Consider the following 15,181-nt stretch of genomic DNA (forward strand, 5'->3'; position numbering starts at 1 on the left):
GGGCCGCTGCGCAGCCCAGCGGGAGCAAGCTCCCTCGCCACACAAGCTCGCTCCTACAGGTGGTAACGGATAACAGGTGTTTTGGCTTTCTCTACAAATCCAACAACAGAGAGGCACTACCAATGGGTATCTTTGACTATAAAAACCTCGGTACCGAGGACTCCAAGGCGTTGTTCGCCGATGCCATGGCGATCACGCTGTATTCCTACCACAACCTGGATAACGGCTTTGCCGTCGGCTACCAGAACAATGGCCTCGGGCTGGGGTTACCGGCCACCCTGGTCAGCGCGCTGATTGGCGGCAGCAATGCCCAAGGGGTCATCCCCGGCATCCCCTGGAACCCCGACTCGGAAAAAGCCGCCCTTGAGGCGGTGCAAGCAGCCGGCTGGACGCCCATCAGCGCCAGCACCCTGGGCTACAGCGGCAAGGTCGATGCACGCGGCACCTACTTTGGCGAAAAATTCGGCTACGGCACGGCGCAGGCCGAGGTGCTGGGCAAGTACGATGACGCTGGCAAGCTGCTGGAAATCGGCATCAGTTTCCGCGGCACTTCAGGGCCTCGGGAAAGCGTGATCACTGACTCCATCGGCGATGTGATCAGCGACCTGCTCGCCGCCTTCGGGCCCAAGGATTATGCCAAGAACTACGCGGGGGAGGCCTTTGGCGGCTTGCTCAAGAACGTGGCGGACTACGCCACTGCCCAGGGCCTGGGCGGCAATGACGTAGTGGTCAGCGGCCACAGCCTGGGCGGCCTGGCGGTCAACAGCATGGCCGACTTGAGCGACAGTACCTGGTCGGGGTTCTATAAGGACTCCAACTACGTGGCCTACGCATCGCCGACCCAGAGCGCCGGCGACAAGGTGCTTAACGTCGGTTATGAAAACGATCCAGTATTCCGAGCCCTGGATGGCTCGTCATTCAACCTGTCGTCCCTGGGCGTGCACGACAAGGCCCACGAATCGAGCACCGACAACATTGTCAGTTTCAACGATCACTACGCCTCATCCCTGTGGAACGTCCTGCCGTTTTCCATCCTCAACCTGCCCACTTGGGTTTCGCACTTGCCCACCGGTTACGGTGACGGCATGACCCGTATCCTCGACTCGGGGTTCTACGAACAGATGACCCGCGACTCCACGGTGATCGTCGCCAACCTGTCCGACCCGGCACGGGCCACCACCTGGGTGCAAGACCTCAACCGCAATGCCGAGGCGCACAAGGGCAATACCTTCATCATCGGCAGCGACGGCGACGACTTGATCAAAGGCGGCAGGGGCGCGGACTTTATCGAAGGTGGCAAGGGCAATGACACCATCCGCGACAGCAGCGGGCACAACACGTTTTTGTTCAGCGGGCAGTTTGGCAATGACCGGGTGATCGGCTACCAGGCGACGGACAAGCTGGTGTTCAACGACGTGGCGGGCAGCAATGATTACCGCGATCACATCAAGGTGGTGGGCGGGGATACCGTCATTGGCTTTGGTACGGATTCGGTGACGCTGGTGGGTGTGAGCAGTCTGTCGGGGGAGGGGATAGTCATCAGCTAACGCATTCGGTGTGGGAGCTGGCTTGCCTGCGATGGCGCGGTCGAGACAGCCATGCGGTGACTGAAAAATCGCTATCGCAGGCAAGCCAGCTCCCACATTTGATGGGTTTTGCTAGATGATCATTTTTCCTTACGCACCGTGGCCACATCATCGGCCTTGATACGAATACGCTTGCCGGCAATATCGGTGAACTCGTAGAAGCCGTCGGCGGTCTTGGCGTTGGGCGTGTCCTTGGTCAAATACTGCGTGCCGTTCTGCAAGGTCACCACGGTTTGCGTGGAGCAACCGGCCAATACCAGAAAAGTGAGTGCAACCAGTGGCAGACCCAAATTCTTCATGTTCATAACCCTTACCTTTAACCCTGAAAAGTCCCGCAGCGTCTGCTTGCGGGGCCATAAATATTACGCGATCAACCCACTCATCAGATTGTTTTTTTGCAAAAAGTTGCAGGCGCCATTTATCTATTACTGATTGCAACAACGGCTTTGCCCCGGCACTCTGTATGCATAACCAGTATTTGATTGCATTGCACCATGGCCAACCCCCTCGAAGACCCCTTGTATTACCTGCATAACTTCCGCCAAGTGCTGGTTTGGTTGGGGCAACGCTACGCCGATTTGCTCGATGCGCACGAACAGCAATTCATTCAGCAATTTGACAGGTTGCCCCAGGCCTCCCAGGCGTTGTTGGTGCGCATGGTGATGCGCAAGGGCGTGCATTTTCGCGCCACTAAACTCCATTACCTGGAAATCGGTTGCCCCCATGCGGCGGCGGGGCCATTGCGTGAGCTGGGATGGGTGGAGGATCAAAGCCCGCTGCCGTTTGCCACCCTGTTCGCGCTGCTGCAAAAGAGTGAATTGCTCGGCGCCTTCAAGCCCTGGATCGATCAACCCAAGGGTAACAAGGCCGATTGGCTTGAACCTTTGGCCGCGCAATTTACCGAGTCGCGCAGCTTTGCCCAGTGGTGCCCCGACGTAGACGACGCGCTCTACAGCCTGACGGTAATGGAGTTGTGTGATCGCCTGCGCCTGATGTTCTTCGGCAATCTGCACCAGGACTGGTCGGAATTCGTGCTGGCAGACCTGGGCATCTACACCTATGAAAAAGTCGAGTTCTGCGCCGAGTCGCGTGGGTTACGCAGCCGGGACGACGTGCATGGGTTCCTGTTCCTGCACCAGTGCCAGCAGGCCTTTGAAGCCGGTGAAGCGCTGGATACGGTGTTGGCGCAGGTCGCCACGTTGTGTACCGACAACCCCTGGCTGGAAAAGCGCCGCGCCAAGCTGTTGTTCCAGATTGGCCAGTATTGCGAACGCTGCGCCGAGCTGGCGCTGGCCGAACAGATTTACCGCGGTTGCACGCACCCCGGTGCCCGGGCGCGGCTGATTCGCGTACTGGAGCGCCAGGAGGATTACGCCCAAGCCATGGCCCTGGCGACCGAGGCACAACAGGCCCCACACAGCGCCGCCGAACACCAACAGCTGCTAAGGGTAGTGCCGCGCCTGCGGCGCAAACTTGGCGGGCCGGCGCTGCCCAGGGCCAAGCCCCAAGCGGTGGCGCGCCTGGACCTGGCACTGATGCAGGAACCGCTGCTGTCGGTGGAATCCAGTGTGCTGGCGCACCTGAGCGAACCGGATGCGCCCGTGCATTACGTCGAGAATGGCCTGATCAATTCGCTGTTCGGCTTGCTGTGCTGGGAGGCGATTTTCGCCCCGCTGCCGGGGGCGTTCTTCCACCCGTTCCAGCGTGGGCCGGCGGATTTGCACAGCGAGGACTTTTATCAACGTCGAGAAGCTTTGTTTGCCGCGTGCTTTGCACAACTGAAGGATGGTCGCTACAAGGCCAGCATCCGCCAGCGCTACTTGGAAAAATGGGGCATTCAGTCGCCTTTTGTGTTCTGGAACCTGCTCAGCGAAGAACTGCTGGAGCAAGCCCTGGCCTGCCTGCCCGCCGAACACTTGCGCCATTGGTTTACGCGCCTGTTGCAGGATATCCGTGCCAACCGGGCCGGGATGCCGGACCTTATCCAGTTCTGGCCCGCACAAAATACCTATCGCATGATCGAGGTCAAAGGCCCCGGCGACCGCCTGCAAGACAACCAGTTGCGTTGGCTGCAATTCTGCGGCGAGCACCAGATGCCAGTCACCGTCTGTTACGTGCGCTGGGCGGAGCAACCCGCTTGAGTTACAGCGTGGCCGTGCGGGCGCTGTGTGAGTTCACGGCCAAGGTCGGTGACCTCGACCTGCGCTTTACGCCGTCGCCCAGCGCCCAGGAAGGCATCGTCGGCCATCGCACGGTAGCGTCACGGCGCAATGCGCACTACCAGAATGAAGTGGCGCTTGAAGGCGAGTACCAGCAACTCAAAGTACGGGGCAGGGCGGACGGCTATGACCCGGACAGCAACCGCCTCGAAGAGGTGAAGACCTACCGCGGCGACCTCGCTGCCCAACCCGCCAACCATCGGCAGCTGCATTGGGCCCAGGTCAAAGTGTATGGCTGGCTGATGTGCCAGAAGCTCGGGCTCAGTGAGATCGACCTGGCGCTGGTGTACTTCGATATCGTCGGCGAAGGCGAAACCGTGCTCAACCAGCGATTCGATGCGCCAGGCCTTGAGCAGTTCTTCAACCAACAATGCGCGCTGTTCCTGGACTGGGCCCGGCAAGAAATGCAGCATCGCGAGGCACGCAACGCTGGCGCGCAGAGCCTGGCATTCCCCCATGCCGACTTCCGTTCCGGGCAGCGCACCTTGGCCGAGTCGGTCTACAAAGCGGTGAGTACCGGCCGGTGCCTGATGGCCCAAGCGCCCACCGGCATTGGCAAGACCATCGGCACTATCTTTCCGCAGCTCAAGGCCTTGGCGCCGCAGCAACTGGACAAGGTGTTTTTCCTCACCGCCAAGACGCCCGGGCGCAAGCTGGCCCTGGATGCTGCGCAGGTGTTGTACGACAGCAGTCCCGATCTGCCATTGCGTGTGCTTGAACTGGTGGCTCGGGACAAGGCATGCGAACACCTGGACAAAGCCTGCCATGGCGACTCCTGCCCGTTGGCCAAGGGCTTTTACGACCGCCTGCCTGCTGCCCGCCAGGCCGCGTCCCAGGTGCGCCTGCTCGATCAACGCAGCCTGCGCAACGTGGCGCTGGCTCATCAGGTTTGCCCGTACTATTTGAGCCAGGAAATGGCGCGCTGGAGCGACCTGATCGTCGCCGACTACAACTATTACTTCGACTTTGGCGCGATGCTGTTCGGCCTCGCCCAGCTCAACCAATGGCAGGTCTCGGTGCTGGTGGATGAAGCCCACAACCTGGTCGAGCGAGCCCGCTCGATGTACAGCGCCAGCCTGGATCAATACAGCCTTAGGACCGTGCGTGACAGTGCACCCGAAGCGCTGAAAAAACCCTTGCAGCGCCTCAACCGTGAGTGGAACGCGTTGCACAAGGATCAACTGGCGCCTTATCAGGCCTACGCCGCCAAACCCGACAAACTGCTCCAGGCCCTGAGCCTGTGCACCAGCGCCATGGGCGATTACTTCAACGATCACCCCGATGCCCTCACCGGTGACCTGCAAGCCTTCTACTTCGACGCGCTGCAATGGGCCAAAGTGGCGGAGCTGTTTAACGAGCACTTTATTTTCGATATCACTAAGCGCTCGTTCACCGCCAAGCGCAGCAGCTCGACCCTGTGCCTGCGCAACGTGGTACCGGCCGAGTTCATCCGGCCCAGGCTTACGGCTGCGCGCAGCAGTGTGTTGTTTTCCGCGACCTTGAGCCCACGGCACTATTACGCCGATTTGCTGGGCCTGCCAGCGAACACCGCCTGGGTCGACGTTGAATCACCGTTCAAGGCCGAGCAGTTGCAGGTGAGCATCGTTGAGCGGATCTCCACGCGGTTCGTGCATCGCCAGGCATCGCTGGAACCCATCGTGGCATTGATCGCCCAGCAGTTCGCCGCGCAACCGGGTAACTATTTGGCGTTTTTCTCCAGCTTCGATTACCTGCAACAGGTCGCGCAGCTACTGGCTGAGCGACACCCACAGATTGCGCTGTGGCTGCAATCCCGAGGTATGGCCGAGGCCGAGCGCCAGGCCTTTCTCGACCAGTTCACCCCGCATAGCCAGGGCATCGGCTTTGCGGTACTGGGCGGAGCGTTCGGCGAAGGCATTGACTTGCCCGGCACGCGCTTGATCGGCGCGTTTATCGCCACCCTGGGCTTGCCCCAGCTCAACCCGGTGAACGAGCAGATGAAACTGCGCATGGGCGCGATTTTCGGCGCGGGGTACGACTACACGTATCTGTACCCGGGTATTCAAAAAGTCGTGCAGGCGGCGGGGAGGGTGATTCGCAGCCAACAGGATCGAGGGGTGGTGATGTTGATTGATGATCGGTTTGGGGAGCAGCGGGTGCGGCAGTTGTTGCCGCGCTGGTGGACGCCCGCGCATTGACACTCGTCTTTATTGGCTCTTTATCCATACCAGCAGCTCCGAATACCGAGTGGGTTGGCCGCTACGGTTAAGGCTGTAGAACACCTTTACGATCTCGCCATGCTTGAGGTTTTTCACTGAAATCGGAATAGACAGTGCCAGGCCGGCTGTTTCTGGAGTCAATGTTGTGGGCACCGAGGTCCTGACGTGGCTGCTCATCCATTGCAAGGTCAGGATATCGCCGGGCACTGTTTCGGTGAACGGCAGTACGACGCTCACTTGGTGCTCAACCGTCGAGCCTTCAACTCGCGCCTTTGGCAATCGTCCGAGCGGCTCACCGACCTGTAATCGCAAACGTTGCGACGCACGGCCAGAGGCATGATCGGCACGTTCGTAGTACAGCTCGGTGAGTTGGTGATTAAAACGCCTGATCTGCTTACCTTCGATCCTGAACACCAGGATACGATCCTCAGGGAGGGTGAGCAGCGTGTATTCCTGGGTGTAGATCGTCGAGCGGCCTACCCACACCAGGCGTATTGGGACCGAAGCATCCCATCCATCGGGCGCTATCATGGACACTGTCACCTGGGCGAGAGTGGGGTCCAGATAGCCTGCCGAGGCCTCCAGAACCTGAGGCGCACGCCATGGGCTGGCGGCACCGCGTATGTTCAGTCGAACCTTCTTCGAGACCCGCCAGTCATCGGTTCTCGCCTTTTGCAGGCTACAAGACAAGAACGAAATACCGCCTCCCAGCGCCTTGAGCCTTTCATTGGGGATATTGAATGCCATGAAACTATTGGTGCGTTCGACCACTTTCTCCTCGCGGTAGGGCACCGGGATGTTCTCCGCGTCTCGACCCGCCCAGTCCAGGAGTACGCGATCACCTTTACCGAAGACCTCGGGGTGAAGAAACAGCAGGACCTTCTGCGGCTTATCGCCCAGCTTTTTCAAGTCAACGATCTCGCCTGGTTGTTCAATAAAAGGCGCCTCCAGTGGTCGGGTTCCAAGGTCAACCGCCACCGTCTGGGTCGGCGACCAATTGGCGTCCGACTCAGGGTCATAGATTGGATAATTGCCAACGGCGTCGATGACTTGCATCGCCATTTTCAGGTAAGGGTCGCTGCCGGCATCGAGGATGACCTGGGTGGGAACCGTGATCTGGAAGCCCCTGTTAACCTCCTCGCGGGTGACCACATGGGTGAAGAGTTCTTTGCCCCAGGCAAATCGGCACGTGTCATACACTTCCATATTCTCGTAAGGCTGGACCTCCAGAATGACCCCCGATATAGCCCTCTCACGATCGACCACGGCACCCGCTTCGATATCCTCAGGTAAAAAAACTACCAGTCCTTGATGTCCGGGAACGTCCGAATTCGGGTCGCGTTCACCGGGGCGGTTGAGTTTGATCCGCAATATGAGGCTATTGGAGTCGACGGGGTCGGCAGCAGGCTCTTCCACCGTGCAATACACCTTGGCCATTGCCGGCAGAATGCTCTCTTTTCGCATCGTAAGGAGATAAACCAGGTCATTCACGTTGCTGTCGTCGATGACCAGGTAATCCTCCGGTGTCGGGCCGTTCCAGTACAGATACAGCACGGTGTCCAGCGCGAACGTTTGCTGAGGGGATCGAAAAAGTTGGAGGGTGAGGTCATATTCGACGTGCCTCAGGCCAATGCACGCATCCGGCACAGTATCTTCAGCGATAGGCCTGCCCAGATTCTGGATAAACAACTCAGGTTGGTCACCCGTAGTTGAACCGCCAGCTTTTTTTTCAGAAGCACGAGGCATTATGAAGTTCTCCACGGTTGAGAGAGCGTTGCCAATCGAGGTACACACTTCAGCGTTGAGCGTGATGATCACACCTGCTAACTGTTTTCACAGCCATCTATGCCGCGACGCGCAATCCGCAGTGTGACGACTTTGGAATAGCGGTGCGCAGTCCCGTTCAGGCTGACTTGCCAATAGACTTTTACGAGGCGGTTGAGGTCTTCCAGCACATAGTGGGCGGGTACTTTGATCCGTACATCGCCAGGGGTTTCTATGTACTTGAGCATTTCAACGCGGTTACTCGGGCCGTACCAGTGCAAGCGAACCTCCCGGCCTACTGGAGGGGAAGGGATAGTCACCCAGACACCGTCACCTATCAGGTCCGGGTCAAGTTGATGCCCGATGACCTTGTCGACGACGGGGGCCGCCATGGGGGCCCACCTCTCACCTACTTGCAGGGGCTTGCGCGCTGAGACCCCCAGCGAGACCCCCTCACTGTTGTTGGCTTCGTAGTACATCTGCGAAGGGCGGCCCTCGAACCGCTTGATCTGCTCTGCCGGTAGTACGAACTCAATGGCGCCGTGCTCCGGGCGTGTGCCGGCATAACAGCTAGAGCGGTATTCCACGGTGCCTTCAGGGTCAGGTAATACCCAGACCAGGGTGATCAGGTCTTGCGGTCTCCAGGCGGCTTGATAAGGCACGTAGACATAGATGTCGACTTCGGTAGCTCGTGTGTCGGCAAAGGGCATAGCCTCGTTCAGGTACGGCGCAGGCCACTCCACATCCGCGCCTTCGATACTCACATAGGCTGCTTGCGAATACATCTCCATTGGCTGGACGTATTTGTGCAGTACGTAATGGAGTTTGGCGTGGCCATGGATCAGGTTCGCCATAAATGCATAGGGGACCTCGAAGTCAAAAATACGGTTGGTCCTGTCCACTGTTTGTTTTTTACTATGGGTGGATAGCTCCCCTTGGGCGTTGGTTGCCGTGAAAAAGAACTCCAAGGTGTCTTGTCGCTCGAAATAATCGGGTGAGGCAAACACAGAAGCGATCAGCGGTTTGCCCTGCAACTTATCCAGATCAATTACCCCGGTTTGCGGGTCAACCTCTGTAAAAGGCTCTCTCAAAATGTCCCGCTGGGCATACACAAGCACTTCGCTGGGCGCCGACCAACGTGCGGCGGGCTCGGTAAAGTTACCCGTTGGCCCACGTACTTGCAGCCGCACGTTCAGCCCTATGGCGTCGCGGGCGGCCATGATTTTCGCGTAAGGCACCACAAGGTGTATCTCGCGGCCGAGGTCTGTGACGCTCACGGAATAAGTGATCTGCTGATCCCCCCAGCACAGCCGGATGCAGTCACCTTCCGCCATGTGAAGGTAAGGCATGAGCGTGATTTCGATCCCTTCGCGGGCTCGCTCTTCGCTGACACCGTTAACCAGCACATCGTCAGGCAGGTAAATAACCAGCCCTTGGTGTCCCGGTTTACCGGGATCCGGATCATTGCCTGCCGGTATATCGAGATTGACCCGCAAGCGCAGAGGGTGGGTTGATACGCCGGTATGGTTGATACGGCATACGAGCGGGTCTAGCCATTTAGGCTTGATACTGCCCTCGGGCAGGAGAATCGGCAGCCATTCACTCTGGACGTCAGCGGGCATGACAAAGGTGTGAGCAATTGGAATTACTTGGTCGTTGCTAAACAGTTCGAACAGCTGTCCGGGATATGTATGGGCCCCTTTCTTAACGTAGACAAGCTGCGGTGTTTCGATATTTCTGAGTCCCAGATTACCGTCAATCTCGGTATCGCCAGGTGCTGCTGGATAGAGTTCTGGAATGTAAAGTTCGCCCAATTTCGCAGTGGGCGAGGGGGCATCGATAATGAGCTTGGACATGGTGGTAATTCCTTTGCGAAGTATCCCGTTCGGATAGGCGGCGGACTTTTTAAACTAGCCTGAAGCGGATTTCCTTGAATTCGTAGTCGTTACCGACACCACTCGACTCATGACTGTTGATATAAAGCGTTAGTGTCGAACGGTTAACAGTCAGTCGTCCCGAAAAGGTGTGGAAGGTATATGCAGAGGTTAAATTGAACGGCGCTACCAATTGACCTTGTGAAGAACTTAAGGAGATACGCGGTAAGCTATAGAGACCATAGACGCGTTTGGCTGTTATGCTAAATTCATATTCTCTGTTGATGCGTAGATTTCCAAAAACCTGGCTGAAAATTACGCCATCGCTGTTATTTGTGAATGTATTGTTGAAGTAGGTTGTAAAGTCCGCATATTTTCTGAAACCCCGGTCACGCCTGTCGTTGACGGCCGACCCGAACACCCAGCCATTCAAGTCGCTATTGTGGAAGTTGGTGATGTGGTCATGCGCTGAACGAATGTGCAGCACATAAATCTGTGAGAACCTTCTAGGGACATTGGCCCTGGCCAAACTGTATTTAATTCTGACTGAGTGATCCAGGTTCTCACTGGCGTAGTTGCGCGTTATGGGTATGTTAATGGACTTTCCAGCCTGCTCAGGCGCTACTTTGACAGACACAGATGTACCGGAGATACTCCCCTGCCAATCCAGAACAATGAGGTCGTCTACCAAGCTGTCAGTGATTGGTAGCGTCACCACGATTTCTTCCGTGTCAATATCATTTAAGATCAGATAGTTTCCCCATGCTTTATCGACAACTGGGAGAGGTAATGTTCTTGCAGGCTCACCCACTTGCAGTTGCAGGCGTGATGATTGACGCTCGGGCTTTAGGTCGATACGCTCGTAATACACTTCGACAGGCAACGTGTTGAAACGTCTGACTTGATCGTTTGGCACGGTAAACGAAACTACTCGGTCAACCGGAAAAGGATCTAGATAAAACTCTTCTGTAAAGTTAACCGAATGGGCTGCCCACACAATGCGCAGTTTGGTTGCGGTGGTCCAGCCATCCTGTACGTTGAACTTCATCGTGGCAATGGACGTTGGCTCCAGCTCTCCACCGGGGGCTTCGACAATGCACGGTGCAGGCCATTCGGGAACGTTACCTGTAACCGTGACACGCACTTTTCTCGATGGCAGCCATTTGTCGTCCCGGTGCTTGTAAAGGCTGTAGTACATGATCACCGTACCCATCGCGACCGCACGCACCCATTCATTCGGGATGTCGAACTCTTCGATAACATTGGTCAGTACGACAGATCTTTCCTCCGAGTGGAAAAAGGGCACATTTTGAACATCGCGCCCCTCCCACTCAAACGCGATTGTATCGCCCCGCTCAAAAAAATCGTTATCGACAAACACCTGGACTGTCTGGTCTGCGGCTCCCAACTCGTCAAGGTTCACGTCCTCCCCGGCCTGCTCCAGGAAGGGTGGGCGCGGGCGTAACAAGCCGAGGTTGACCTCGACGCGCTTCTTCTCCGACCAATTCGAGGCTGAATTGGGATCAGCAGGGTAGTTACCGCCCACATCCCTGATCTGCATGGCCACCGGCATGTTCACGTAGTGGGGGTTTTCGAGGATATCCTCAAGGGATAACGTCATCTCAAATTCACGCCCCACTTCGCTGGCCGTCACCACTTTTTCGACAATCTTTGAGCCCCAGGCAATACGGCAGGTATCCCACTCAGCCATATATTCCCAGGGCTGAATCTCAAGCGTCACACCGCGTTCCGCCCTGGCCATGTCTACGTGGCTACCGGCTTCCAGGTCGGGCGGCAGATAAAATACCAGGCCTCGATGACCGCTTTCAGAGTGCTGGTCGGGATCGCCAGGGCGGTTGCGTTTTACCCTGAGCTTGAGCGGCTTGGTTTTGGACGTGTTGCCGCTGGGGCGCCTGATGAGGCAATAGACTTCGGCCCATTCCGGCAGGATCTGTTCCTTATCCACCATCAAGCTGAAAAACCGATTGCCCTGGTTCTCCGGTTGGATGATGAGATAGTCCACGGGCGCATGAGGGTTGTTCCAGATCAGGTAGATCTCGGTGTCCAATACCTGATCGGGAAACCCCAGGAGCAGCACCTCCAGGTCATGTTCGACGTGTCGCGCGCCGAGGGCACCGTCGGACTCGGTATCCCCTTCGACGGGAGGCGTTATACCGCTGATCAAGACTGGGCCCAGATCGTAGTCTTCGAGGGGGGTGCCTGTCTCTTTTATCGTTTTGCCGGTCATTGCTCTATCTCCAGGGCAAGGTTTTCGGGAGGGCAGCAGTTTTTACTTGACTACCGGCGCCCCAATCTGCACTGGCTGACGTATCGATTCGTTCAGGTCCCTGCTGCTGGCCAGAATGTTTGCGGATTCATAAACGTAGTAAAGGTCCGGCGTCGTGCCATTGAATTTCAACAGCCCGTCATACGGAATCAGGCGTCTGATCGGCACCCCCTCGGGCACCTGGCCGACCGTGAAGGGGTCATCGTAAATGATAAGGTCGTGGCTGCCCGGCACCTCATAACGCATGATCAACATAAGCTTGTCGGTGGGTTGGCGCCAGGCGTACCACGGGATCTCCACGGCGGCGCCATTGATGGGAATTGGGTTGACCACATGAGAGGGGTAGCGCAAAAAAATCGGCGGCTGTAGCCGGACAAGGGCATCCTGCACCGCTGCAGAGGCAAACTTCGAGTAACCCACCCTGTCGAGCCCCTTGAGCAAGATAAAGCTGACCTCGACCTTGCCGCCGGCGCAGGCTCGCACTTTGTCATTAGGTATATGGAAGTCATGGGGCCTGCCAGCCGCTGTAATCGGAACGTATTCCTCGTGCAGCACCACGCCCCCCAACTTAGGGTAACCCCGGTAAGTGGCAAAATACGTGTGTCCTACAGGCCCCTCCCACGGGTAGGTGAAAAGCTGCATATGCAGGTCCTCGCCGGCGAGTGATTCAAGATCGATGACACCGGGGAACTGCTGTTGCACGAAGATAGGTGCTTCCAAATTCGCGGTACCAATATCCACCAGCACCGGAATATTTCTTGAGCGGGGAGTGGACACGTTGCGCACTGCGTCGACGACTTGAAAACTCACTAAACGGTTAGTGCCGTTTCCGACGGCGACAATTTGATCGCGGTTGAGTTTTATCTCGGTCCGCAGGCCTACCCCCGTCACTTGCTGACGCGGCGGAAAATAGTTGCCGAATTGGGCCTCAATCACATCCAACTCATGCATGTTCGGGTAAGGATCAAAGGTAATAGTGACACCTCGACCGGCCTGTATTTCTCGGATCTCTAAGTCAGACAGCGTGAAGTTGAGGGCAGAATGACCTGATTCCATCTCATCCATGTCGCGGCCCGCCGGCATGCTTCTCTTGACCATTAATGTCAGTGGATAGGAGGCATCATTATCCGGTCCGCCCTCATACAGCACCTTGTACTGCAGTATCACATCGCCCTCAGGCAGGTCATTGTCCGAGATAGCGAATGAAAAACTGTTTCGCTGTTCTTCTCCAGGCAACAGGGTTTTCTCGGCAAGGACCTTCACCCCTCCGGCAATGGACAGCACTTGGATCTTATCCTTGGGCTTGGCCGACCAGTTTTTATCCACTGCAACGGTCAATCCTCCGGCCAACAACCACTGCGCGATACCACCGTCATAGCCTTTAAACGCTGGGGACATCCCTGGAATCCGCGGGGTGTCAAGAAACTTGGGTTTTATCGACGACACCTTTTTGCTGTTAGTGGTAGCCGGCTTGCTGTTTTTACTAGACATGGCGTTCTCCGGGTAGGACGTAGGCGAGCATTACAGGATGCTGTTCCTGAGCGTGTAGATATCAAACACCTGTGAAGAAGAACTTGGCTACTGTCAAAATTGACAGGTTTAGACGAACGGTCGTACTCAAGCACATTAGTCAAGAACCGGACAGTATCTGCACGCGCCGTCGCACTGACTCGTTCAGGTCAGTGGACCGCGCTTTGACGGAAGGGGATTCGGAAGTGGACTCGTACACGAAGTAAAGGTCTGGGGCGTAGCCTGCGAATTGTTCGATGTCTGCGCCTCTGATGACCCACTGAATCGGCTGACCATCGCCCCAAAATGACCCCACCGGTTTCGTCACGCTATACAAGATGATTTCATTGAGTGACTTCACAAAGCGCAGGATCAACGTCAGCCTGTCGTGGGAGGTGCGCCAGGCATACCAGGGGAGCGTCACCACGAGTTCTGTTTCGATGTGAACGATATCTTCAGGGTATTTTTCGAAGTAGGGCGCCTCCAGCCGTACCACCGTCCCCAACACTTCAGCGAAGGTTTTCTTCGATGTTTGATTGACCAGGTCGTCTGCCCGAATCAATTCGTAGCTCAATTCCACTCGTCCTCCAGCGGCAGCACGGACCTTGCTGTAAGGCACCTCGTGATACGTCACGGTACCGGCCCTGCTGATGGTGACTATGCGCCGATGCACCACCTCGCCGCCCAAAGGCGGGTAGGCTTTGAAGGTGATGACATACCAGTCGCCAGCCCTGCCGACGCGTGCCGGGGTATACATACCGACGGTCAGGTTGCCACCGGCGAGTTTTTCAATGTCGATATACCCCAGCGGGTCGTCAGACTGGATGAAAGGCCCGTCCCATTGCGCACTGGTAAGCTCTACACGCACTTGCCGGTATCCGGACCTGAGGGCCGATGCATTGCCGACAAGGTCTACGACGTAGAAACCGGTTAGCAGGTTCTCACTATCGCCGGCGCTGGCAATCTGGGCGTAATTGATGACGATCAGCGTCGGCTGGCCCACACCCGCGACCTTTTGCACGATGGTCAGGCCGCCCCATTGGAAGTGGATGCGGTCTTCAGCATGCATATTCGGGTAAGGCTCAATGATGGCATTGACGCCTTTTGTGGCATCGGGTGGGAATACCGTGAGAGTCGAGAGCGTGAACGCCAGTTCCGAGTGGCCCGGTTCGATCGGTTCAACATCTTCACCGGCGGGCAGTTGCGTTTTGATCAGCACACTCAGCGGATAAGAGACCTCGTAGTCGTCCTGGCTCCCTTTGTAATTCACCACGTATCCCAGGCGCATCTCTCCGTCGGGAAGCTTTTCTGCGGGAATGGAAAAGAAATAACTGTTGTGATGCTCTTCTCCAGGAGCTACCTGCTTGATGGCCAGCAACGTCATATCAGGCATCGAGACGATACTGACGATATCGTCGATGCTGGCAACCCAAGTGTTGTCCACTCTGACGCTCAGGCCTGCCGCGATTAACCAGGCCGGAATGCCCCCGTCGTAGCCGTCGACTTGGTTTGTGAGGCCCGGAATCAACAAGCGCGGAAGCTGCCTCGGTTGGTCCGGCGAGGAGATCTTGGCGCTTTCGTTGCTCATTTTCGTTCTCCTGAGCGAGTCGTTAGGTCGGCGCATCGCGGCTTAACCACCTATGCCTTGGCGTTATCAAACACTCGTGATTCAGCGCTGGCTACTGTCAAAGTTCACAGGTTACGACGAGTGGTGTTGCGGCACTTTTTTCAATTGCGGTGTCAT

9 protein-coding genes are annotated in these 15,181 nt (G+C 56.9%); 3 read left to right on the plus strand and 6 right to left on the minus strand.

Annotated elements, in window-relative coordinates; translation table 11 throughout:
• Positions 1-122 precede the first annotated feature (122 nt).
• Positions 123-1,547, plus strand: a complete 1,425-nt coding sequence (locus ACTJLA_RS11490; protein WP_440841262.1) for a polyurethane esterase — start codon at positions 123-125, stop codon at positions 1,545-1,547.
• Positions 1,548-1,666: 119 nt separating this feature from the next.
• On the opposite strand, the gene ACTJLA_RS11495 is transcribed toward ACTJLA_RS11490, so the two are convergent.
• Complete coding sequence (locus ACTJLA_RS11495) at positions 1,667-1,891, minus strand: YgdI/YgdR family lipoprotein (protein ID WP_003191162.1); 225 nt, start codon at positions 1,889-1,891, stop codon at positions 1,667-1,669.
• A 189-nt stretch (positions 1,892-2,080) separates the two neighbouring features.
• Between ACTJLA_RS11495 and ACTJLA_RS11500 the strand changes: the two genes are divergently transcribed.
• Positions 2,081-3,727, plus strand: coding sequence for a VRR-NUC domain-containing protein (locus ACTJLA_RS11500; protein WP_440841264.1), 1,647 nt, complete (start codon positions 2,081-2,083; stop codon positions 3,725-3,727).
• Positions 3,724-5,982, plus strand: coding sequence for an ATP-dependent DNA helicase (locus ACTJLA_RS11505; protein ID WP_440841266.1), 2,259 nt, complete (start codon positions 3,724-3,726; stop codon positions 5,980-5,982). Before ACTJLA_RS11500 ends, ACTJLA_RS11505 begins: the two co-directional genes overlap by 4 nt.
• Positions 5,983-5,991: 9 nt before the next feature.
• Here the strand turns inward: ACTJLA_RS11505 and ACTJLA_RS11510 are convergent, their stop codons facing one another.
• The 5 genes from ACTJLA_RS11510 to ACTJLA_RS11530 form a co-directional block, all read right to left on the minus strand.
• A complete protein-coding gene (locus ACTJLA_RS11510; RefSeq protein ID WP_440841268.1) occupies positions 5,992-7,749 on the minus strand; it encodes a hypothetical protein in 1,758 nt (585 codons plus the stop codon).
• A 77-nt stretch (positions 7,750-7,826) separates the two neighbouring features.
• Positions 7,827-9,623, minus strand: coding sequence for a hypothetical protein (locus ACTJLA_RS11515; protein ID WP_440841270.1), 1,797 nt, complete (start codon positions 9,621-9,623; stop codon positions 7,827-7,829).
• 49 nt (positions 9,624-9,672) lie between these two features.
• Positions 9,673-11,889, minus strand: a complete 2,217-nt coding sequence (locus tag ACTJLA_RS11520; RefSeq protein ID WP_440841272.1) for a hypothetical protein — start codon at positions 11,887-11,889, stop codon at positions 9,673-9,675.
• A 42-nt stretch (positions 11,890-11,931) separates the two neighbouring features.
• A complete protein-coding gene (locus tag ACTJLA_RS11525; RefSeq protein WP_440841274.1) occupies positions 11,932-13,419 on the minus strand; it encodes a hypothetical protein in 1,488 nt (495 codons plus the stop codon).
• A 139-nt stretch (positions 13,420-13,558) separates the two neighbouring features.
• Positions 13,559-15,025, minus strand: a complete 1,467-nt coding sequence (locus tag ACTJLA_RS11530; protein WP_089041664.1) for a hypothetical protein — start codon at positions 15,023-15,025, stop codon at positions 13,559-13,561.
• Positions 15,026-15,181 lie beyond the last annotated feature (156 nt).

This window comes from Pseudomonas sp. 22072 (assembly GCF_052046095.1).
Taxonomy (GTDB): domain Bacteria; phylum Pseudomonadota; class Gammaproteobacteria; order Pseudomonadales; family Pseudomonadaceae; genus Aquipseudomonas; species Aquipseudomonas paracarnis.

Excerpts from the sequence above, each read along its gene's own strand:
- ACTJLA_RS11490 (WP_440841262.1), top strand. The coding sequence starts at position 123 with ATGGGTATCTTTGACTATAAAAACCTCGGTACCGAGGACTCCAAGGCG.
- ACTJLA_RS11495 (WP_003191162.1), bottom strand. The coding sequence starts at position 1,891 with ATGAACATGAAGAATTTGGGTCTGCCACTGGTTGCACTCACTTTTCTG.
- ACTJLA_RS11500 (WP_440841264.1), top strand. The coding sequence starts at position 2,081 with ATGGCCAACCCCCTCGAAGACCCCTTGTATTACCTGCATAACTTCCGC.
- ACTJLA_RS11510 (WP_440841268.1), bottom strand. The coding sequence starts at position 7,749 with ATGCCTCGTGCTTCTGAAAAAAAAGCTGGCGGTTCAACTACGGGTGAC.
- ACTJLA_RS11515 (WP_440841270.1), bottom strand. The coding sequence starts at position 9,623 with ATGTCCAAGCTCATTATCGATGCCCCCTCGCCCACTGCGAAATTGGGC.
- ACTJLA_RS11520 (WP_440841272.1), bottom strand. The coding sequence starts at position 11,889 with ATGACCGGCAAAACGATAAAAGAGACAGGCACCCCCCTCGAAGACTAC.
- ACTJLA_RS11525 (WP_440841274.1), bottom strand. The coding sequence starts at position 13,419 with ATGTCTAGTAAAAACAGCAAGCCGGCTACCACTAACAGCAAAAAGGTG.
- ACTJLA_RS11530 (WP_089041664.1), bottom strand. The coding sequence starts at position 15,025 with ATGAGCAACGAAAGCGCCAAGATCTCCTCGCCGGACCAACCGAGGCAG.